This is a genomic window from Streptococcus parapneumoniae, from assembly GCF_037076355.1.
Lineage (GTDB): Bacteria > Bacillota > Bacilli > Lactobacillales > Streptococcaceae > Streptococcus > Streptococcus parapneumoniae.
In genome coordinates, this window is record NZ_AP026968.1 from 1861462 (window position 1) to 1881775 (window position 20314).

Genomic DNA, 20314 nt, shown 5'->3' on the forward strand with positions numbered 1-20314 from the left:
AACGTTTATTTATGAATGTTATTTTTGTTTTTATTAAAAAGATACCGATTTCATTTACTAAAAAAGAAAAAAGAACTGATTTCTCAGTCCTTTATTAATCTTATTCTACACTAAATAGGTATGGGTAAACAGGTTGTTGGCCTTGGTGAATCTCAACTTCAACGTCTTCGAATTCTTCTGCGATTTCTTGAGCAATTTCATTGGCAAGTTCTTCGCTTCCGTCTTCACCGACATAGAAGGTTACGATTTCACTATCTTCATCCAACATATGTTTCAAGGTTTCAGTCAAGGTTTGGTGCATATCAGGGTTTGACACGAGGATTTTCCCATCAACCATACCAAGATTATCGTTTTCATGGATTTCTAAACCATCAATGGTTGTATCACGAACAGCTGTTGTGACGCTTCCGCTAACGACATCGCTAAGAGCAGCAGTCATACGCTCTTGGTTTTCTTCGATAGACTTGCTTGGATCAAAGGCAAGAAGACTTGTCAAACCTTGTGGCAAAGTACGAGCTTCCACCACTACTGCTGGTTGTTCCAAAACTTCTGCTGCAGATTGAGCTGCCATGAAGATATTTTTGTTGTTTGGCAGGAAGATAATATTACGAGCGTTGACCTGTTCAACAGCCTTGATAAAGTCTTCTGTTGAAGGGTTCATGGTTTGACCACCTTCGATAACATAATCCACACCTTGAGAACGGAAGATATCTGCTAGACCTTTACCAGCTACTACAGCAATCAAAGCATACTCTTTTTCTTCAGCAGGCTTGCTAACTTTAGTAGCTTCTTTCTCAACCTGTGCTTCGTGTTGGTTACGCATATTGTCAACTTTTACCTTGACCAAGCTACCATATTTGAGACCTTCTTGCATAACAAGTCCTGGATCTTCTGTATGGACGTGGACTTTGACAATTTCATCATCGTTGACAACGAGGAGAGAGTCTCCAAGCTCGTTCAAGTAGTTACGGAATTCTTCGTAGTCAAAATCTTTAGCATAGGTTGGACCTTGCTTAAGAGCTACCATGATTTCAGTACAATAACCAAAGGTAATGTCCTCAGTCGCTACATGACCAGCTACAGACTTGTGGTGCTCCGCATTGATCATTTCACTCATATTAGCAGGAGTGGCTACAAAGTCCTCAGATGCAATATATTCGCCAGTAAGGGCTGAAAGGAAACCTTCGTAGATAAAGACCAATCCTTGACCACCTGAGTCCACAACACCAACTTCCTTCAAGACTGGAAGCATGTCCGGTGTTTTAGCTAGAGCTGTTTTAGCACCTTCCAAGGCTGCGCGCATGACTTCAACAGCGTCATCTGTTTGCTCAGCCTTTTTCTTAGCACCGATAGCAGCCCCACGAGAAACTGTCAAAATCGTTCCTTCAACTGGCTTCATCACTGCCTTGTAGGCAACTTCCACACCTGATTGGAAGGCAAGAGCCAAGTCTTGACCTGTTAACTCATCCTTATCCTTGATGGCTTGTGAAAATCCACGGAAAAGCTGAGACGTAATAACTCCTGAGTTCCCACGCGCGCCCATCAAAAGACCTTTAGCAAGAATACTCGCTACCTCTCCAACAGTAGAAGCTGGCTTGTCTGCAACTTCTTTAGCTCCATTTTCAATGGTCATTCCCATATTTGTACCAGTATCTCCATCTGGAACTGGGAAGACGTTTAATGAATTGACATATTCAGCTTGCTTATTCAAGCGAGTTGATGCAGCCTGCACCATTTCTTGAAATAAGCTAGTAGTAATTTTTGACACGGTTATTCTCCTACAACTTTGATATTTTGAATGTAGACATTTACAGTCTGAGCAGTAATTCCAAGTTGGTTTTCCAAACTAAAACGAACACGCTCTTGAATGTTTTTTGACACTTCGCTAATCTTTGTTCCGTAGCTCAACACGGTATATACATCAACTGCAATACTGCCATCTTCGGCCGCCTTTACGACGACACCTTTGGAATAATTTTCCTTACCTAGAAGGGCTTGGAAATTATCTTTGAGGGCATTTTTACTAGCCATACCGACCACACCAAAAATCTCAGTTGCTGCTCCACCTACGACGGTTGCAATCACTTCATCTGTTAGTTCGATTTGACCATCTTTTGTATTAATTTTTACAGTCATCCTTTTTACCTCAACTAGTTGATACTCTATTTTATCATATTTCAGCCCAAGTGTAAAAGCAGAATACTGTATCAGCGGATATTTACTCTATTTTTCAAATGATTTTATATCTACAGTAAAAGAAAAAAGACCCTAAGGTCTCCTTACTTCTATTATTAAACGCGTTCAACTTTACCTGATTTCAAAGCACGAGCTGAAGCCCAAACTTTTTTAGGTTTACCATCGATAAGAACAGTAACTTTTTGAAGGTTTGGTTTTACGGCACGTTTTGTTTGGTTCATCGCGTGTGAACGGTTGTTTCCTGATACAGTCTTACGACCTGTAAAGTAACATACTTTAGCCATTTGTGTTTTCCTCCTATTAGATCTAATATAGCGGATGTGCTAGCACCACATACCGTACTATGTTATCACACTTTCTTCATTTTTGCAAGGGAATTGGAAGATTTTTTTATTTATTTGTGATTCGAATGTGATCATGTCTTTAGTAAATCGAACGTGAAAATGTCCCATTTGGTAGAATAGTCATATGAAAAGGATCCAGCTAAATATGAATGAAATGAAAAAATATCTTGTGATAAAAGCTATAGCCCAAAGAAAAAACAAAGAAACTAGCCTGTGTCGAACTTAATCTTTCTGAAAGACAACTCAATCGTCTGCTACTAGCCTATCAACAGAAAGGAAAAGAAGCCTTCAGACACGGAAACAGAGAATTGGAAGATTTTTTATTTGTGTCTTAAATCAGATTTTACGTGACATTTTCTGCTCCTCACATGTCATTGTTGATTAACAAAAAACAACATTGAAAATAGGTGTATAAAAATCATCTCTAACTACTACTCAAGAGATACCTGTTAAGTCTAAGTACCACAGCTCATCTATCGGTTTTCTTACGATAATATCCAAGTCTAAATACAGTACACAAACCTCACTTACATACTTAGGGATAAAATACCTAAATAAGGTAGCGTAAGAAAGTCCCTCAAAGGGTAAACGATAATCTTTCAGAATACTACTGTCAATCGGAAGATCATCATTAAAAATATAAAACTTCCGATTATCATAATGAACACACAGGGATTTTATTGTTGTTTCAACTTTATTCATACTGAGCATTACCTGCGCCTAAGACAATCGCTTTTTTCTCTTCTTTCACTCTTTATCTCATTTCTTTTTATTCCCATCATATGTTTCTACGTAAGCATTATTTTCGCCCATTCGTTCGTAAAACTATACCAGTGGAGATTTTAGATGAAGTCCCATTACGGTTTACGATTTTCACATTACGACACGGAGTTTTGCAAATCAATTCTATTTGCCAAACGTAGTTAGTGAGGCAGGTAGCTAGACCGCTCACTACCAGTTACGACGTAAAGTTTTACGAATCGATATTATTCGAAAAACTTTACTAGTGGAGCGCCTAGCCAAGTTCCATAGAAACTTGGCGTTAGTTACTTAGATTGTTACACAATCAAATAAATTTACTGAACTACGACACGGAGTTTTACAAATCGATTCCATTTGTAAAACTCAGTTAGTGAGGCAGGTAGCTAGTTCGCCAAATAGCGACTAGCGTCCAACAATTAGGAACTTTAGTTCCAATTGTTGGTACTGAGTCACATTTTTTCTTCCAACTCTACATCTGGATACTTGTCCGCAAACCAACGGAGAGCAAAGTCATTTTCAAAGAGGAAGACTGGTTGATCAAAGCGGTCTTTGGCCAAGATATTGCGACTTGATGACATCCGTTCATCCAAGTCCTCAGGCTTAATCCAACGAACGGTCTTTTTACCCATTGGGCTCATGACCACTTCTGCATTGTACTCTCCTTCCATACGGTGCTTAAAGACTTCAAACTGGAGCTGACCGACAGCCCCTAGCATGTACTCGCCTGTTTGGTAATTCTTATAGAGCTGAATCGCCCCCTCTTGCACCAATTGCTCAATACCCTTGTGGAAGGATTTTTGCTTCATGACATTCTTCGCAGAAACTTTCATGAAAATTTCAGGGGTAAAGGTTGGCAGTGGTTCAAATTCAAATTTGTTTTTCCCAACTGTCAAGGTATCCCCAACCTGATAAGTGCCTGTATCGTAAACCCCGATAATATCACCTGCCACGGCATTGGTCACATTCTCACGACTTTCAGCCATAAACTGAGTAACATTAGACAGCTTGGCGCCCTTACCAGTACGAGGAAGATTGACACTCATGCCACGCTCAAATTCACCTGATACGATACGGACAAAGGCAATACGGTCACGGTGACGAGGGTCCATGTTGGCTTGGATTTTAAAGACAAATCCTGAGAAATCCTTGTCGTAAGGATCCACAATTTCGCCGTCTGTTTTCTTATGACCATGTGGTTCTGGAGCAAACTTGAGGAAGGTTTCAAGGAAGGTCTGCACACCAAAGTTAGTAAGGGCTGAACCGAAGAAGACAGGTGTCAATTCTCCAGCCAGAATAGCTTCCTCTGAAAACTCATTCCCAGCTTCATTTAAAAGCTCAATATCATCCTTGACTTGCTCGTAGAAAGGATTGCTACCAAAAAGTTTGTCCCCATCGTCTAGGCTAGCAAAACGCTCATCCCCTTTATAAAGTTCTAAACGTTGGTTATAGAGGTCATACAAGCCCTCAAAGGCTTTCCCCATCCCGATAGGCCAGTTCATAGGGTAGCTAGCAATGCCCAAGATTTCTTCCAATTCTTGCAAGAGATCCAAAGGCTCACGACCGTCACGGTCCAGCTTGTTCATAAAGGTAAAGACTGGAATGCCACGATGTTTCACAACCTCAAACAATTTCTTGGTTTGCGCCTCGATACCCTTGGCAGAATCCACCACCATGACCGCAGCATCCACCGCCATCAAGGTACGATAGGTATCTTCTGAGAAGTCCTCATGCCCTGGGGTGTCGAGGATATTCACGCGCTTACCATCGTAGTCAAACTGCATCACAGATGAGGTCACCGAAATCCCACGTTGCTTCTCGATATCCATCCAGTCAGACTTGGCAAAAGTCCCTGTTTTCTTCCCTTTTACCGTACCAGCCTCACGAATCTCGCCCCCAAAGTAGAGCAGTTGCTCAGTGATGGTTGTTTTCCCCGCGTCCGGGTGAGAGATGATGGCAAAGGTACGACGTTTCTTAATTTCTTCTTGAATATTCATAAGTTCTCTTTCTTTGATTCTCTATTTTTCTTGTTTCATATAGCTAAGAATGATTTCTACATTGGATTGTACCATTCCTTTCAACACTCCATTATATCGGATTTTAGCATTTTTTTCAATTTCTATTTCTTTTCAGTTCCCCCTCCCTTATTTATAGGAAAATATGGTAAAATAGAACAGACTAAAAATCATCATTTCACGAAAGGATGCAAGATGAAAATTACGCAAGAAGAGGTAACACACGTTGCCAATCTTTCAAAATTAAGATTCTCTGAAGAAGAAACCGCTGCCTTTGCGACTACCTTGTCTAAGATTGTTGACATGGTTGAGTTGCTAGGCGAAGTCGACACAACCGGTGTCGCACCTACTACAACCATGGCTGACCGTAAAACCGTTCTCCGACCTGATGTGGCCGAAGAAGGGACAGATCGTGATCGCTTGTTTAAAAACGTACCTGAAAAAGACAACTACTATATCAAGGTACCAGCTATCCTAGACGATGGAGGAGATGCCTAATGACTTTTAACAATAAAACCATTGAAGACTTGCACAATCTCCTTGTTTCTAAGGAAATTTCAGCAACAGAATTGACACAAGCTACGCTTGAAGATATCCAATCTCGCGAGACAGCTATTAACGCTTTTGTTACCATCGCTGAGGAGCAAGCCCTTGCTCAAGCTAAAGCTATTGATGAAGCTGGAATTGACACTGACAATGTCCTTTCAGGAATTCCACTTGCAGTTAAAGATAATATCTCTACAGACGGCATTCTCACAACTGCTGCCTCAAAAATGCTCTACAACTATGAGCCAATCTTTGATGCGACTGCGGTTGCTAATGCAAAAGCTAAAGGCATGATTGTCGTAGGGAAAACTAACATGGACGAATTTGCCATGGGTGGATCAGGTGAAACTTCTCACTATGGCGCTACTAAAAATGCATGGGACCACAGCAAAGTTCCTGGTGGCTCATCAAGTGGTTCAGCCGCAGCTGTAGCCTCAGGACAAGTCCGCTTGTCACTTGGTTCTGATACTGGTGGTTCCATCCGCCAACCTGCTGCCTTCAACGGGATTGTTGGTCTCAAACCAACCTACGGAACAGTTTCTCGTTTCGGTCTCATTGCCTTCGGTAGCTCATTAGATCAAATCGGACCTTTCGCACCAACTGTTAAGGAAAACGCCCTCTTGCTCAACGCTATTGCCAGCGAAGATGCTAAAGACTCTACCTCTGCCCCTGTCCGCATTGCCGACTTTACTTCAAAAATCGGCCAAGACATCAAGGGCATGAGAATCGCTTTGCCTAAGGAATATCTTGGCGAAGGGATTGACCCAGAAGTTAAGGAAGCCATTCTAAATGCAGCTAAACACTTTGAAAAACTTGGCGCTATCGTCGAAGAAGTCAGCCTGCCTCACTCTAAATACGGTGTTGCCGTTTACTACATCATCGCTTCATCAGAAGCTTCATCAAACTTGCAACGTTTTGACGGTATCCGTTATGGCTACCGCGCAGAAGATGCAACCAACCTTGATGAAATCTATGTAAACAGCCGTAGCCAAGGTTTTGGTGAAGAAGTGAAGCGCCGTATCATGCTAGGTACTTTCAGCCTTTCATCAGGTTACTACGATGCTTACTACAAGAAGGCTGGTCAAGTTCGCACCCTCATCATTCAAGATTTCGAAAAAGTCTTCGCGGATTACGACTTGATTTTGGGTCCAACTGCTCCAAGTGTTGCTTATGACTTGGATTCTCTCAACCACGATCCAGTTGCTATGTACTTGGCTGATCTCTTGACCATCCCAGTCAACTTAGCTGGTCTCCCAGGAATTTCGATTCCAGCTGGATTCTCTCAAGGTCTACCAGTCGGTCTGCAATTGATTGGTCCTAAGTACTCTGAGGAAACCATTTACCAAGCTGCTGCTGCTTTTGAGGCGACAACAGACTACCACAAACAACAACCCGTGATTTTTGGAGGTGACAACTAATGAACTTTGAAACAGTCATTGGACTTGAAGTCCACGTAGAGCTAAACACCAATTCAAAAATCTTCTCACCGACTTCTGCCCACTTTGGAAATGACCAAAATGCCAACACTAACGTGATTGACTGGTCTTTCCCAGGAGTTCTGCCAGTCCTCAATAAAGGTGTTGTTGATGCCGGTATCAAGGCTGCTCTTGCCCTCAATATGGACATCCACAAAAAGATGCACTTTGACCGCAAGAACTACTTCTACCCTGATAATCCAAAAGCCTACCAAATTTCTCAGTTTGATGAGCCAATCGGTTATAATGGTTGGATTGAAGTCGAGCTAGAAGACGGTACGACTAAGAAAATCGGTATCGAACGTGCCCACCTAGAAGAAGACGCTGGTAAAAACACCCACGGTACAGACGGCTACTCTTACGTTGACCTTAACCGCCAAGGGGTACCTTTGATTGAGATTGTATCTGAAGCCGATATGCGTTCGCCAGAAGAAGCCTATGCTTACCTAACCGCCCTCAAGGAAGTTATCCAGTACGCTGGCATTTCTGACGTTAAGATGGAAGAAGGTTCTATGCGTGTGGATGCCAATATTTCTCTTCGTCCTTATGGTCAAGAAAAATTCGGTACCAAGACTGAGTTGAAGAACCTCAACTCCTTCTCAAACGTTCGCAAAGGTCTTGAATACGAGGTTCAACGTCAAGCTGAAATCCTTCGCTCAGGTGGTCAAATCCGCCAAGAAACACGCCGTTACGATGAAGCTAACAAGGCAACCATCCTCATGCGTGTCAAGGAAGGCGCTGCTGACTACCGCTACTTCCCAGAACCAGACCTACCTCTCTTTGAAATCTCAGACGAGTGGATTGAGGAAATGCGTACTGAATTACCAGAGTTTCCAAAGGAACGCCGTGCACACTACGTATCTGACCTTGGTTTGTCAGACTACGATGCTAGCCAGTTGACTGCAAACAAAGTTACATCTGACTTCTTTGAGAAAGCTGTTGCTCTTGGTGGTGATGCCAAGCAAGTCTCTAACTGGCTCCAAGGGGAAGTCGCTCAGTTCTTGAACGCAGAAGGCAAGACACTGGAACAAATCGAATTGACACCAGAAAACTTGGTTGAAATGATTGCCATCATCGAAGACGGTACTATCTCTTCTAAGATTGCCAAGCAAGTCTTTGTCCACCTGGCTAAAAATGGCGGTGGCGCGCGTGAATACGTGGAAAAAGCTGGCATGGTTCAAATCTCAGATCCAGCTGTCTTGATTCCAATTATCCACCAAGTCTTTGCGGATAATGAAGCCGCAGTTGCCGACTTCAAGTCAGGCAAACGTAACGCAGATAAGGCCTTTACAGGATTCCTTATGAAAGCAACCAAAGGCCAAGCTAACCCACAAGTCGCCCTTAAACTTCTTGCACAAGAATTAGCGAAGTTGAAAGAAGATTAATATGTAAAAGAAACCAGCCCTGAGGTTGGTTTTTTCTTGACAAATATATAGAAAGCGTTTACAATGTTACGTGTAAAGTTTCCTAAAAGGAAAACTAAAAATCTCAACAATAAGGAGTTATTCATATGGCTACTATGAAAGCAGCTCGCTGGCATGCAGCAAAAGATGTTCGTATTCAAGAAGTAGAAATTCCTGAAGTACTTCCGCACCAAGTAAAAGTTGCAGTTAAATTCACAGGGATTTGTGGTACTGACCTCCACGAATTTTTAGATGGCCCTATCTTCATCCCAACAGAAGAACATGTCTATTCTGGTCAAAAAGCCCCGGTAACACTTGGACATGAATTTTCTGGTGAAATTGTAGAAGTCGGAAGCGATGTTACTCGTGTTAAAGTTGGTGATCGTGTTGCTGTAGAACCAATTCTAGCTAAGAATAACTTAGTTGGTAATTATAATTTGGATCCAAACCTTAATTTTGTCGGTTTGGCTGCAGACGGTGGATTTGCCAAATATTGTGTTTTAGACGGTGACTTAGTACATGTCATTCCAGATAGCTTAAGCTATGAGCAAGCTGCTCTCACTGAGCCAGCTGCTGTTGCAGTTTATGCAGTTCGTCAATCAGCACTAAAAGCTGGTGATACTGCTGCTGTCTTTGGCTTAGGTCCGATTGGTCTCTTAATTGTAGAAGCCCTTCGTGCAGCGGGTGCTTCTAAGATTTATGCTGTTGAACTATCACCTGAACGTCAAGCAAAAGCTGAAGAGTTAGGAGCTATCGTTGTCCGTCCGGAAGAAGGTGAAACAGCTGTTGAAGCTATTCATCGTTTAACAAACGGTGGTGTAGATGTTTCCTATGAAGTAACGGGTGTGCCAGTAGTTTTAGGACAAGCCTTAGCTGCCGTGCATAAAGCAGGTGAGTGCATGGTGGTCTCTATCTGGGAACGAGAAGCAAATATTAATCCGAATGAATTTGCAATCCAAGAAAAGACACTAAAAGGAATCATTGCTTATCGACATATCTTCCCTAAAGTATTAGAATTGATGGAACAAGGCTACTTCTCTGCTGAAAAATTAGTTACTAAGAAAATTAAATTGGAAAATATCGTCGAAGAAGGCTTTATCGAATTAACTCAAGATAAGTCACAAATTAAAATTTTGGTAGAACCAGAATAAAAATCAATCTTTTTAAGACAATACTAACAGGTCGGAGTAAGCTTACTTCGGCCTTTTGAAATATAATACTCTTCGAAAATCTCTTCAAACCACATCAGCGTCACATTACCGTATATATGGTTACTGACTTCGTCAGTTCTATCCACAACCTCAAAACAGTGTTTTGAGCAGCCTGCGGCTTTCTTCCTAGTTTGCTCTTTGATTTCCATTGAGCATGAGAAGAAATATAGTGGATACTCTTTAACATTAACCACTCCACCTGACTAGGCAATATTCTTTTTCGCTCCTACCATCTCCCAATAACTATTTTGGCTTTATTTCCAGAAGATTTTATGGTAGAATGAAGAGTAATAATATTTATTAAAGAGGTAAAAACATGATTGAAGCAAGCAAATTGAAAGCTGGTATGACATTTGAAACTGCAGACGGAAAATTGATCCGCGTTTTGGAAGCTAGCCACCACAAACCAGGTAAAGGGAACACGATCATGCGTATGAAATTGCGTGATGTCCGTACTGGTTCTACATTTGACACAAGCTACCGTCCAGAAGAAAAATTCGAACAAGCTATTATCGAGACTGTTCCAGCTCAATACTTGTACAAAATGGATGAAACTGCCTACTTCATGAATACTGAAACTTACGACCAATACGAAATCCCAGTCGTAAACGTTGAAAATGAATTGCTTTACATCCTTGAAAACTCTGATGTGAAAATCCAATTCTACGGAACTGAAGTAATCGGTGTCACTGTACCAACTACTGTTGAATTAACAGTCGCTGAAACACAACCATCTATCAAAGGTGCTACTGTTACAGGTTCTGGTAAACCAGCAACTATGGAAACTGGACTTGTTGTCAACGTTCCTGACTTCATCGAAGCTGGACAAAAATTGATCATCAACACTGCAGAAGGAACTTACGTTTCTCGTGCCTAATCTCTAGAAAGAGGTCATTCTATGGGAATTGAAGAACAATTTGGCGAAATCGTTATCGCTCCACGTGTACTTGAAAAAATCATTGCCATCGCAACTGCTAAAGTTGATGGTGTCCACTCATTTTCAAATAAATCCGTATCTGATACCCTATCAAAACTCTCTCTTGGTCGTGGCGTCTACTTAAAAGAAAGCAACGAAGAGCTAACTGCTGACATCTATCTCTATCTTGAGTACGGTGTGAAAGTACCTAAAGTCGCTATGGCTATCCAAAAAGCTGTTAAGGACGCTGTTCGTAATATGGCTGATGTGGAACTTTCTGTTGTCAATATTCACGTTGCGGGAATCGTTCCGGATAAAACTCCGAAACCAGAGTTGAAAGATCTATTTAACGAGGACTTCCTCAATGACTAGTCCATTATTAGAATCTAGACGTGAACTTCGTAAATGCGCTTTTCAAGCTCTTATGAGCCTTGAATTCGGCACAGATATGGAAACAGCTTGTCACTTTGCCTACACACATGACCGTGAAGATGCTGATGTGCAGATCCCTGCCTTTCTTCTGAACTTGGTTTCTGGTGTTCAAGCACAAAAAGACGAGTTGGATAAACAAATCAACCAGCACCTCAAGTCAGGCTGGACAGTTGAACGATTGACCTTGGTCGAAAAAAACTTACTACGCTTGGGTATCTTTGAAATCACATCATTTGATACACCTCAGCTGGTAGCAGTCAATGAAGCTATTGAACTTGCCAAGAATTTTTCAGATCAAAAATCAGCCCGCTTTATCAACGGACTGCTTAGTCAATTTGTAACTGAAGAAAATGAATAATCGAAAAGGTGTTTGGTCTTCCAAGCACCTTTTGGCTTTCCCCTCTGCACAGAGTAATACTCTTCAAAAATCTCTTCAAACCACGTCAGCGTCGGCTTGTCGTATAGATGTTACTGACTTCGTCAGTTCTATCTGCAACCTCAAAACAGTGTTTTGAGCTGACTTCGTCAGTCTTATCTACAACCTCAAAACGGTGTTTTGAGCAGCCTGCGGCTAGCTTTCTAGTTTGCTCTTTGATTTTCATTGAGTATAAGAAGCACATAAAAACTAGAACTGACTGCCAGTTCTAGTTTTTATGTATTCTGAGGTATTAGTATTTTCTAAATCTTTGATAGCGTTCTTCCAACAACTCTTCTAGCGGTTTTTGTGAAAGTAGAGCTAGCTCAGCTTGGAGTTCTTTTTTGACACTCTTAATCAGTTCTTTGCTAGAAAGTCCTGCTTCAGAAATCACCTTATCCACCACGTCCATTTCTAACAGTTCATGCGAAGTGATTTTCATCAGTTCTGCCGCTTCCATGGCACGACTGCCGTCCTTCCATAGAATGGAAGCAAAACCTTCTGGACTGAGAATAGCATAAATAGAATTTTCCAGCATCCAAACACGGTCTGCAACGGCTAGAGCCAGAGCTCCACCTGAACCACCTTCACCGATAATAATGGCGATAATAGGAACTTTCAGGTCACTCATTTCCATGAGATTGCGAGCGATAGCTTCCCCTTGACCGCGTTCTTCCGCTCCGACACCAGGATAGGCACCTGCTGTATTGATAAAGGTCACAACTGGACGGCCAAATTTTTCAGCCTGTTTCATCAACCGTAGAGCCTTGCGGTAGCCTTCTGGATGCGGTTGTCCAAAATTCCGTTTGAGGTTGTCTTGCAAACTCTTGCCTTTTTGGATACCAACCACTGTTACAGCTTGGTCTCCAAGCCATCCGATACCACCAACAACTGCACCATCATCTCGAAAAGAACGATCACCGTGTAATTGGATAAATTCATCAAAAATGCCTGTCGCAAAGTCCAAGCTTGTCAAGCGACTCTGCTCACGCGCTTCTCTGACTATTTTTGCAATATTCATCTAGGACCCCCTCCGTGCAATCTGACTAGGCTAGCAATGGTGTCTGGCAAATCTCTTCTTTTGACAATCGCATCCACAAAGCCATGTTCCAATAGGAATTCTGCCTTTTGGAAATCCTCAGGCAAGCTTTCACGAACCGTATTTTCAATGACACGACGCCCAGCAAAACCGACCAAGCTCTGTGGTTCAGCCAGAATAATATCGCCTTCCATAGCGAAAGAAGCTGTCACACCACCAGTCGTTGGATCTGTCAAAATGGTCAGGTAAAAGAGACCAGCATTTGAATGGCGTTTAACTGCTGCAGAAATTTTGGCCATCTGCATGAGACTCATGATTCCTTCCTGCATACGGGCTCCACCAGAGGCTGTGAAGAGAACAACTGGCAATTGTTCGACAGTTGCATACTCAAATAAGCGAGTGATTTTTTCCCCTACAACCGTACCCATAGAAGCCATGATAAAGTTGGAATCCATAATACCAAGAGCCACAGTCTGATCTTTAATAAGAGCAGTTCCTGTCACAACAGCTTCATCCAGACCTGTTTTTTCACGCATAGATGCCAGTTTCTTTTGATAACCAGGGAAATGCAAGGGATCCTTACTTTCAATCCCCGTAAACAATTCCTTGAAGGTTCCCATATCAATCGTCAAAGCCAAGCGTTCTTGGGCAGAAATACGAAAGGTATAGCTACAATGTGGACAGATACGCTCACTTCCCAGATCCTTCTGGTAGATGGTATGCTTACAACCCGGACACTGGGAAAATAATTCATCTGGAACCTCTGGCTTAGCTTGAGGTTTTTCCCTAACCGAACGATTGGGATTGATTCGAATATACTTATCTTTTTTACTAAATAGAGCCATTGATTCCCCTTTTCGGTTTAAACTCTTGAAGTCATTTTATTCTTTTTCTTGATATTTAGGTAAGAAAGTTTCCATCAAGAAGGAAGTATCGTAATCTCCAGCAATGACATTGCGATCTGAAATGAGGTCAAGCTGGAAATCTGCATTGGTCTGCACCCCTTCAATCTCTAGTTCATAGAGGGCACGTTGCATTTTCATCAAGGCATCAAAACGATTTTCTCCATGAACGATGATTTTAGCAATCATACTATCATAATAAGGCGGAATGGTATAACCTGGATAAACTGCTGAATCCACGCGCAAGCCAACTCCACCACTTGGCAGATAGAGATTAGTAATCTTACCTGGACTTGGAGCAAAGTTAAAGGCTGGGTTTTCTGCATTGATACGACACTCGATGGCATGACCGCGTAGGACAATATCTTCTTGCTTAACAGACAAAGGATGACCTGCCGCAATGCGAATCTGTTCCTTAACGATATCCACACCTGAAACAAATTCTGTTACTGGATGTTCTACTTGTACACGAGTATTCATTTCCATGAAATAGAAATTGCCACTGACTTCATCAAGAAGAAACTCAATGGTCCCTGCATTTTCATAGCCAACAGACTCTGCCGCTCGAACAGCAGCAGAACCAATTTCATGGCGTAGCGTTTTCCCGATTGCAATCGAAGGACTTTCTTCCAAAACCTTTTGGTTGTTCCGTTGTAGAGAACAATCCCGTTCCCCCAAGTGAATCACATTCCCGTGTTCATCTCCTAGGATTTGAACCTCGATGTGACGAGCTGGATAGATAACCCGTTCTATGTACATGGCACCATTGCCATAATTGGCCTTGGCTTCACTAGAGGCAGTTTCAAAGGCTGAAACGAGGTCTTCTGGCTTTTCAACCTTACGAATCCCTTTACCACCTCCACCTGCTGAAGCCTTGAGCATAACAGGGTAGCCAATTTTTTCAGCAACAATCAAGGCTTCCTCAGAGTTATGCACTTCTCCATCTGAACCTGGAATGACTGGAACACCAGCTTTGATCATCTGAGCACGCGCATTGATTTTGTCTCCCATCATATCCATGACATGACCAGATGGGCCGATAAACTTAATCCCCACCTCTTCACACATGGTCGCAAATTTGGAATTTTCACTGAGAAATCCAAAGCCTGGGTGAATGGCTTCTGCCTCAGTCAAGACTGCAGCTGATAGAACCGCATTGATATTGAGATAAGACTCAGTTGCCTTACCAGGACCGATGCAAACAGCCTCATCTGCCAAAAGCGTATGAAGGGCTTCCTTATCAGCAGTTGAATAAACCGCCACCGTCGCAATCCCCAGTTCACGCGCCGCACGGATAATACGAACCGCAATTTCACCACGATTGGCAATTAAAATTTTTCGAAACATGGAGAACCTCCTTAGTTCCCTATTGCAAAGGTAAGAGTACCACTAGCTGCAAGCTTGCCATCCACTTCAGCCTTTGCTTCAACCACAGCTATGGTGCCACGACGTTTTACAAAAGTCGCTGTCATAAGCAATTGGTCGCCTGGTACAACTTGCTTCTTGAACTTAACCTTGTCCATACCAGCGTAAAAGACCAGTTTTCCTTTATTTTCAGGTTTTGATAACTCCAAGACACCAGCAGTTTGCGCCAAGGCTTCCATAATCAGAACACCTGGCATAACTGGGTATTGAGGAAAATGGCCGTTAAAGAAAGGCTCATTGATGGTCACATTTTTGATGGCAACGATGGTATCCTCGCTCACTTCCAAGACACGGTCCACTAGGAGCATAGGATAACGGTGGGGAAGGGCTTCTTTGATTCCTTGAATATCGATCATTTGATGCGTACCAATCCTTTACCAAACTCAACCATTTCTTCGTTAGAGACGAGAATTTCAGTTACCACACCATCCTTAGGTGCAGGAATTTCATTCATGACTTTCATGGCTTCGATGATCACCAATGTTTGACCTTTTTTGACACTATCGCCAACTGTTACAAAGGCAGGTTTATCTGGACCAGCAGCCAAGTAAGCCACCCCAACAAGTGGGCTCTCTACAACATCTCCCTCAGCAGCCACACTTGCTTCAGCTGGTGCTGGAACCTCTTCTGTTACAGTCTCTGCTGGAGTAGATGTAGTAGCCACTGGACTCGGTGTTGTTAGAACGGGCGCTGGAGCGACTTGAGATGCAACTTCAGATACAAGTCTCGCTTCATTCTTGCTAAACTGCAACTCATTCGTCCCATTCTTATAAGAAAATTCTCTCAAACTTGACTGGTCAAATTGGGCCATCAAGTCTTTAATATCGTTTAAATTCATACTTATTTATTCTCCCAACGTTTGAAAGCAAGAACGGCATTGTGGCCGCCAAAACCAAAAGTATTTGAAATAGCGTATGGAATTTCTTGCTCCAAGCCTTGTCCATAAACGACATTGGCTTCGATATAATCTGATACTTCACTTGTTCCAGCTGTCATTGGTACAAAGTTATGACGCATGGCTTCGATTGTAACGATAGCTTCTACTGCACCCGCAGCACCCAGCAAATGTCCTGTGAAAGACTTGGTTGATGATACAGGTACTTCCTTACCAAGAACATCTACGATTGCACCACTTTCTCCTTTTTCATTAGCAGGAGTTGATGTTCCGTGAGCATTGACATAGGCTACTTGCTCTGGAGAAATCTCTGCTTCTTCCAAGGCTAGTTTGATGGCCTTGATGGCTCCCTGACCTTCTGGATGTGGTGAAGTCATGTGGTAGGCATCACAAGTATTTCCGTAACCAACCACTTCAGCCAGGATAGTAGCGCCACGTTTTTCGGCGTGTTCAAGACTTTCAAGAACCAACATCCCTGAACCTTCCCCCATAACAAACCCATTTCTGTCCTTATCAAATGGGATAGAAGCACGAGTTGGATCCTCTGTAGTAGAGAGAGCTGTCAAGGCTTGGAAACCAGCAATAGCAAAAGGTGTGATAGAGGCTTCTGAACCGCCTACCAACATAACGTCTTGGAAACCAAACTTAATCGAGCGGAAGGCATCCCCAATCGCATCATTTGATGAAGCGCAGGCAGTGTTAATGGATTTACAAACACCGTTTGCTCCAAAACGCATGGCAACATTTCCTGAAGCCATATTTGGCAAGGCTTTTGGAAGGGTCAATGGTTTCACACGTTTTGGTCCTTTTTCGTTGAGACGAAGCACTTGATCTTCAATTTCCTTGATTCCACCAATACCAGAGGCCACAATAACACCAAAACGATCCTTGTCAAGAGTCTCTACATCAAGACCTGCATGATTAACAGCCTCTTGAGCTGCATACAAGGCATATAAAGAATAGTTATCAAAACGGTTGCTATCTTTCTTTACAAAGTATTTATCAAAAGGAAAATCTTGGATTTCTGCCGCATTATGCACATCAAAGTCACTGTGATCAAATTTTGTTATTTGACCAATTCCGATTTTTCCAGTTGTCAAACTATTCCAAAATTCTTCTGGTGTATTTCCGATTGGAGATGTCACTCCATAACCTGTTACTACTACGCGATTTAGTTTCATCTTTTTTACCTCTAGCTTCTGCTACATACTGAGGCCGCCATCAATGGCAACCACTTGACCAGTTAGATAATCTTGGCCTGCTAAAAATACTGTCAAATCTGCAACCTGCTCTGCCTGCCCAAATTCTTTCATCGGAATCTGAGCTAGTGTAGCTTCCTTAATCTTATCTGATAAGATAGCGGTCATATCAGACTCAATCATTCCTGGAGCAATCACATTGACTCGTATATTCCGACTAGCGACTTCGCGTGCCACAGACTTGGTAAAGCCAATCAAGCCAGCCTTAGAAGCAGCATAGTTAGCTTGACCAATATTCCCCATCAAACCAACAACACTAGACATATTAATGATAGCACCTTCTCTGGCTTTCATCATCGGTTTCAAGACTGATTGTGTCATATTAAAGGCACCAGTCAGATTGACCTTGAGCACTTTTTCAAAATCTGCTTCTGTCATCTTGAGCATAAGAGTATCTTGGGTGATCCCTGCATTGTTGACCAAAACATCTACTGAACCCAGTTCTGCAATAGCTTGATCAATCATACGCTTAGCGTCTGCAAAATCTGATACATCTCCTGAAATGGGAACCACCTTGATACCATAGTTTGAAAACTCAGCGAGCAATTCTTCTGAGATTGCCCCACGACTGTTTAAGACAATGTTGGCTCCTGCTTGAGCAAACTTGTGGGCGATGGCAAGACCAATTCCACGACTCGAACCTGTAATAAAGATATTTTTATGTTCTAGTTTCATTTTTTTCCTTTCAAAACTTCTACTTATTTTAGTCTATTTTTCTAAAAGTGCTACTAAACTCGCTTGATCTTCCACATGAGCTAAGTGAGCAGTTTGATCAATTTTTTTAACAAAACCTGACAAGACTTTCCCCGGTCCAATCTCGATAAAGTTGCTTATGCCTGCTTCTTGCATGACCCCAATACTTTCATAGAAACGAACGGGTTCCTTGACCTGACGCGTCAAGAGCTGAGCAATGTCCTCTTTTTGCATCACAGCAGCTTCTGTATTGCCGACTAGGGGACAAGTAAAATCTGAAAAACTTACCTGAGCTAGAGTTTCAGCTAGTTTCTGGCTAGCAGGTTCAAGGAGAGCGGTGTGAAAGGGACCTGACACCTTGAGAGGAATCAAGCGTTTGGCACCTGCTTCTTGCAAAAGTTCAACCGCTCGATCAACTGCAACCACTTCTCCAGCAATGACGATTTGTGCAGGTGTGTTATAGTTGGCTGGAGTAACCACTCCAAGTTCAGAAGCTTTTTGACAGGCTTCTTCAATGACCTCTACTGGCGTATTGAGAACTGCTACCATCTTGCCAGAGTCAGCAGGAGCCGCTTCTTCCATATAGGCTCCACGCTTAGCTACCAAGGCAACCGCATCTTCAAAATCCAAGGCGCCGCTTGCCACCAAGGCAGAGTATTCTCCAAGAGATAAACCAGCAACCATATCAGGCTGATAGCCCTTTTCTTGCAATAAACGGTAGATAGCAACCGAAGTCGCTAGAATGGCTGGTTGCGTATAGCGGGTCTGATTGAGTTTGTCTTCTTCCCTATCGATGAGATAACGCAAATCATAACCGAGCACCTGACTCGCTCGATCAATCGTTTCTTTGACAATAGGGTAGTGATCATAGAGATCCCGTCCCACCCCTAGATACTGGGCACCTTGACCAGCAAATAAAAAGGCTGTTTTAGTCATTTCTTACAACTCCTGCCCAGCGAGAGGCTTCTTCTTGAATTTTCTTAGCTGCTCCGTAATACAAATCTTTTAGGATTTCTTCAGCTGTTTCTTCTTTAGAAACAAGCCCTGCGATTTGACCTGCCATGACAGAGCCACCATCCACATCACCGTGAACAACTGCTTTGGCTAGGGCGCCTGCTCCCATTTGTTCAAAGATTTCTAAATCAGGATCTTCCTGCTTAAAGGCATCTTTTTCAGCCAGTTCAAAATCTCTAGTCAACTGATTTTTAATAGCACGAACAGCATGACCAAAGTGCTGAGCTGAAATCGTAGTATCAATATCCCTTGCTTTTAAAATTTTCTCCTTGTAGTTTGGATGGGCATTCGACTCTTTTGCAACTACAAACCGTGTCCCCACCTGTACAGCCTCTGCACCTAGCATAAAGCCAGCCGCAGCACCTTCACCATCCGCAATTCCTCCTGCAGCAATAACAGGAATAGATACAGCTGCCGCCACTTGACGCACCAAGGTCATGGTTGTTAATTTACCGATATGTCCCCCAGCTTCCATTCCTTCTGCAATAACAGCGTCTGCACCGATTTTTTCCATGCGTTTAGCTAAAGCAACACTAGGAACGACAGGAATAACGATTATCCCTGCTTCATGGAAGCGTTCCATGTATTTGCCAGGATTTCCTGCCCCTGTTGTCACTACCTTAACACCTTCCTCGATAACAAGGTCTACAATATCTTCCACAAAGGGAGACAAGAGCATGATGTTGACACCAAAAGGTTTATCAGTCAATGATTTGATTTTATCAATATTGGCCTTGACAACTTCTTTAGGGGCATTCCCCCCACCGATAATGCCTAGTCCCCCAGCCTTGGAAACAGCCCCTGCCAAATCACCATCAGCAACCCAGGCCATTCCTCCTTGGAAAATAGGATACTCAATATTCAATAATTCTGTAATACGCGTTTTCATAGTGCCTCCATCGTTTCTTGCTTACGTAATAGTTCGATACTGTCATAATTTGACAATCAAACTATTGCCTAAACAAGAGGGAGCGGGTTTCCCTACTCCTTCTATCTATATTCTGCTTATACTCTTCGAAAATCAAATTCAAACCACGTCAGCGTCACCTTGCCGTACTCAAGTACAGCCTGCGGCTAGCTTCCTAGTTTGCTCTTTGATTTTCATTGAGTATTATTTTGTTTGCTCTTCAACGTAGGCAACCAAGTCACCAACTGTTTTCAAGTCATCTTCTGCTTCGATTTGGATATCAAAAGCATCTTCGATTTCTGAGATTACTTGGAACAAGTCCAATGAATCAGCGTCCAAATCATCAAAAGTTGATTCAAGTGTTACTTCTGATGCATCTTTTCCAAGTTCTTCAACGATAATTTCTTGTACTTTTTCAAATACTGCCATGATAGGACTCCTTTAAAATAAATAGTTTTTTATAACAAT

23 protein-coding genes and 1 pseudogene are annotated in these 20314 nt (G+C 42.5%); 8 read left to right on the forward strand and 16 right to left on the reverse strand.

Going from position 1 to position 20314, the window contains the following annotated elements:
* Positions 1 to 100: 100 nt before the first annotated feature.
* The 3 genes from SP4011_RS09405 to rpmB form a co-directional block, all read right to left on the reverse strand.
* Complete coding sequence (locus tag SP4011_RS09405) at positions 101 to 1768, reverse strand: DAK2 domain-containing protein (RefSeq protein ID WP_338618999.1); 1668 nt, start codon at positions 1766 to 1768, stop codon at positions 101 to 103.
* A 2-nt stretch (positions 1769 to 1770) separates the two neighbouring features.
* A complete protein-coding gene (locus tag SP4011_RS09410) occupies positions 1771 to 2136 on the reverse strand; it encodes an Asp23/Gls24 family envelope stress response protein (protein ID WP_000216437.1) in 366 nt (121 codons plus the stop codon).
* Between the two features lie 155 nt (positions 2137 to 2291).
* The gene (rpmB, locus tag SP4011_RS09415; protein WP_001140948.1) at positions 2292 to 2480 is read right to left on the reverse strand and encodes a 50S ribosomal protein L28; all 189 of its coding nucleotides are present in this window, start codon (positions 2478 to 2480) and stop codon (positions 2292 to 2294) included.
* 205 nt (positions 2481 to 2685) lie between these two features.
* Between rpmB and SP4011_RS09420 the strand changes: the two are divergent.
* Positions 2686 to 2845 (forward strand): annotated as a pseudogene (locus SP4011_RS09420) (ISNCY family transposase); the annotation flags it as partial.
* Positions 2846 to 2975: 130 nt separating this feature from the next.
* On the opposite strand, the gene SP4011_RS09425 reads toward SP4011_RS09420, so the two are convergent.
* Complete coding sequence (locus SP4011_RS09425) at positions 2976 to 3251, reverse strand: glycosyltransferase (protein ID WP_338619010.1); 276 nt, start codon at positions 3249 to 3251, stop codon at positions 2976 to 2978.
* Between the two features lie 500 nt (positions 3252 to 3751).
* Positions 3752 to 5296: a peptide chain release factor 3 gene (locus SP4011_RS09430; RefSeq protein ID WP_338619013.1), complete on the reverse strand. Its 1545-nt coding sequence runs from the start codon at positions 5294 to 5296 to the stop codon at positions 3752 to 3754.
* A 213-nt stretch (positions 5297 to 5509) separates the two neighbouring features.
* Here SP4011_RS09430 and gatC point away from each other — a divergent pair, with 213 nt between their 5' ends.
* From gatC to nusB, 7 genes are all read left to right on the forward strand, one after another.
* On the forward strand, positions 5510 to 5812 hold the full coding sequence (gatC, locus tag SP4011_RS09435; protein WP_000705419.1) for an Asp-tRNA(Asn)/Glu-tRNA(Gln) amidotransferase subunit GatC: 303 nt from the start codon (positions 5510 to 5512) through the stop codon (positions 5810 to 5812).
* Positions 5812 to 7278, forward strand: a complete 1467-nt coding sequence (gene gatA, locus SP4011_RS09440; protein WP_338619016.1) for an Asp-tRNA(Asn)/Glu-tRNA(Gln) amidotransferase subunit GatA — start codon at positions 5812 to 5814, stop codon at positions 7276 to 7278. Before gatC ends, gatA begins: the two co-directional genes overlap by 1 nt.
* Positions 7278 to 8720 carry an Asp-tRNA(Asn)/Glu-tRNA(Gln) amidotransferase subunit GatB gene (gene gatB, locus SP4011_RS09445; RefSeq protein WP_338619017.1) on the forward strand — a complete coding sequence of 481 codons (1443 nt, stop codon included), beginning with the start codon at positions 7278 to 7280 and terminating at the stop codon, positions 8718 to 8720. The genes gatA and gatB overlap by 1 nt, the downstream gene beginning before the upstream one ends.
* A 125-nt stretch (positions 8721 to 8845) precedes the next feature.
* A complete protein-coding gene (locus SP4011_RS09450) occupies positions 8846 to 9889 on the forward strand; it encodes a 2,3-butanediol dehydrogenase (RefSeq protein WP_033682252.1) in 1044 nt (347 codons plus the stop codon).
* A 376-nt stretch (positions 9890 to 10265) separates the two neighbouring features.
* Positions 10266 to 10826 (forward strand): elongation factor P, encoded by a 561-nt coding sequence (gene efp / locus SP4011_RS09455; protein WP_000568643.1) that lies wholly within the window; start codon positions 10266 to 10268, stop codon positions 10824 to 10826.
* 21 nt (positions 10827 to 10847) lie between these two features.
* The gene (locus SP4011_RS09460; RefSeq protein WP_173269431.1) at positions 10848 to 11237 is read left to right on the forward strand and encodes an Asp23/Gls24 family envelope stress response protein; all 390 of its coding nucleotides are present in this window, start codon (positions 10848 to 10850) and stop codon (positions 11235 to 11237) included.
* Positions 11230 to 11655 carry a transcription antitermination factor NusB gene (gene nusB, locus SP4011_RS09465; RefSeq protein WP_000203638.1) on the forward strand — a complete coding sequence of 142 codons (426 nt, stop codon included), beginning with the start codon at positions 11230 to 11232 and terminating at the stop codon, positions 11653 to 11655. Before SP4011_RS09460 ends, nusB begins: the two co-directional genes overlap by 8 nt.
* A gap of 85 nt (positions 11656 to 11740) precedes the next feature.
* On the opposite strand, the gene SP4011_RS09470 is transcribed toward nusB, so the two are convergent.
* From SP4011_RS09470 to SP4011_RS09520, 11 genes are all read right to left on the reverse strand, one after another.
* Positions 11741 to 11899, reverse strand: coding sequence for a hypothetical protein (locus SP4011_RS09470; RefSeq protein ID WP_338619024.1), 159 nt, complete (start codon positions 11897 to 11899; stop codon positions 11741 to 11743).
* 66 nt (positions 11900 to 11965) lie between these two features.
* Complete coding sequence (locus SP4011_RS09475) at positions 11966 to 12733, reverse strand: acetyl-CoA carboxylase carboxyl transferase subunit alpha (protein WP_338619026.1); 768 nt, start codon at positions 12731 to 12733, stop codon at positions 11966 to 11968.
* Entirely contained in the window at positions 12730 to 13596 is an 867-nt protein-coding gene (gene accD, locus SP4011_RS09480) for an acetyl-CoA carboxylase, carboxyltransferase subunit beta (protein ID WP_338619029.1), read from the reverse strand. The genes SP4011_RS09475 and accD overlap by 4 nt, the downstream gene beginning before the upstream one ends.
* 36 nt (positions 13597 to 13632) lie before the next feature.
* A complete protein-coding gene (gene accC / locus SP4011_RS09485) occupies positions 13633 to 15000 on the reverse strand; it encodes an acetyl-CoA carboxylase biotin carboxylase subunit (protein WP_338619031.1) in 1368 nt (455 codons plus the stop codon).
* An 11-nt stretch (positions 15001 to 15011) separates the two neighbouring features.
* A complete protein-coding gene (gene fabZ, locus SP4011_RS09490; protein WP_000565509.1) occupies positions 15012 to 15434 on the reverse strand; it encodes a 3-hydroxyacyl-ACP dehydratase FabZ in 423 nt (140 codons plus the stop codon).
* Positions 15431 to 15916 carry an acetyl-CoA carboxylase biotin carboxyl carrier protein gene (accB, locus tag SP4011_RS09495; protein WP_338619033.1) on the reverse strand — a complete coding sequence of 162 codons (486 nt, stop codon included), beginning with the start codon at positions 15914 to 15916 and terminating at the stop codon, positions 15431 to 15433. Before accB ends, fabZ begins: the two co-directional genes overlap by 4 nt.
* Before the next feature lie 2 nt (positions 15917 to 15918).
* Complete coding sequence (fabF, locus tag SP4011_RS09500) at positions 15919 to 17154, reverse strand: beta-ketoacyl-ACP synthase II (RefSeq protein WP_338619035.1); 1236 nt, start codon at positions 17152 to 17154, stop codon at positions 15919 to 15921.
* A 21-nt stretch (positions 17155 to 17175) separates the two neighbouring features.
* Positions 17176 to 17907 (reverse strand): 3-oxoacyl-[acyl-carrier-protein] reductase, encoded by a 732-nt coding sequence (fabG, locus tag SP4011_RS09505; protein WP_000763053.1) that lies wholly within the window; start codon positions 17905 to 17907, stop codon positions 17176 to 17178.
* A 33-nt stretch (positions 17908 to 17940) separates the two neighbouring features.
* Positions 17941 to 18861, reverse strand: coding sequence for an ACP S-malonyltransferase (fabD, locus tag SP4011_RS09510; protein ID WP_023933124.1), 921 nt, complete (start codon positions 18859 to 18861; stop codon positions 17941 to 17943).
* On the reverse strand, positions 18854 to 19828 hold the full coding sequence (fabK, locus tag SP4011_RS09515; RefSeq protein ID WP_172924595.1) for an enoyl-[acyl-carrier-protein] reductase FabK: 975 nt from the start codon (positions 19826 to 19828) through the stop codon (positions 18854 to 18856). The genes fabD and fabK overlap by 8 nt, the downstream gene beginning before the upstream one ends.
* 222 nt (positions 19829 to 20050) lie before the next feature.
* On the reverse strand, positions 20051 to 20275 hold the full coding sequence (locus SP4011_RS09520; protein ID WP_000257838.1) for an acyl carrier protein: 225 nt from the start codon (positions 20273 to 20275) through the stop codon (positions 20051 to 20053).
* Positions 20276 to 20314 lie beyond the last annotated feature (39 nt).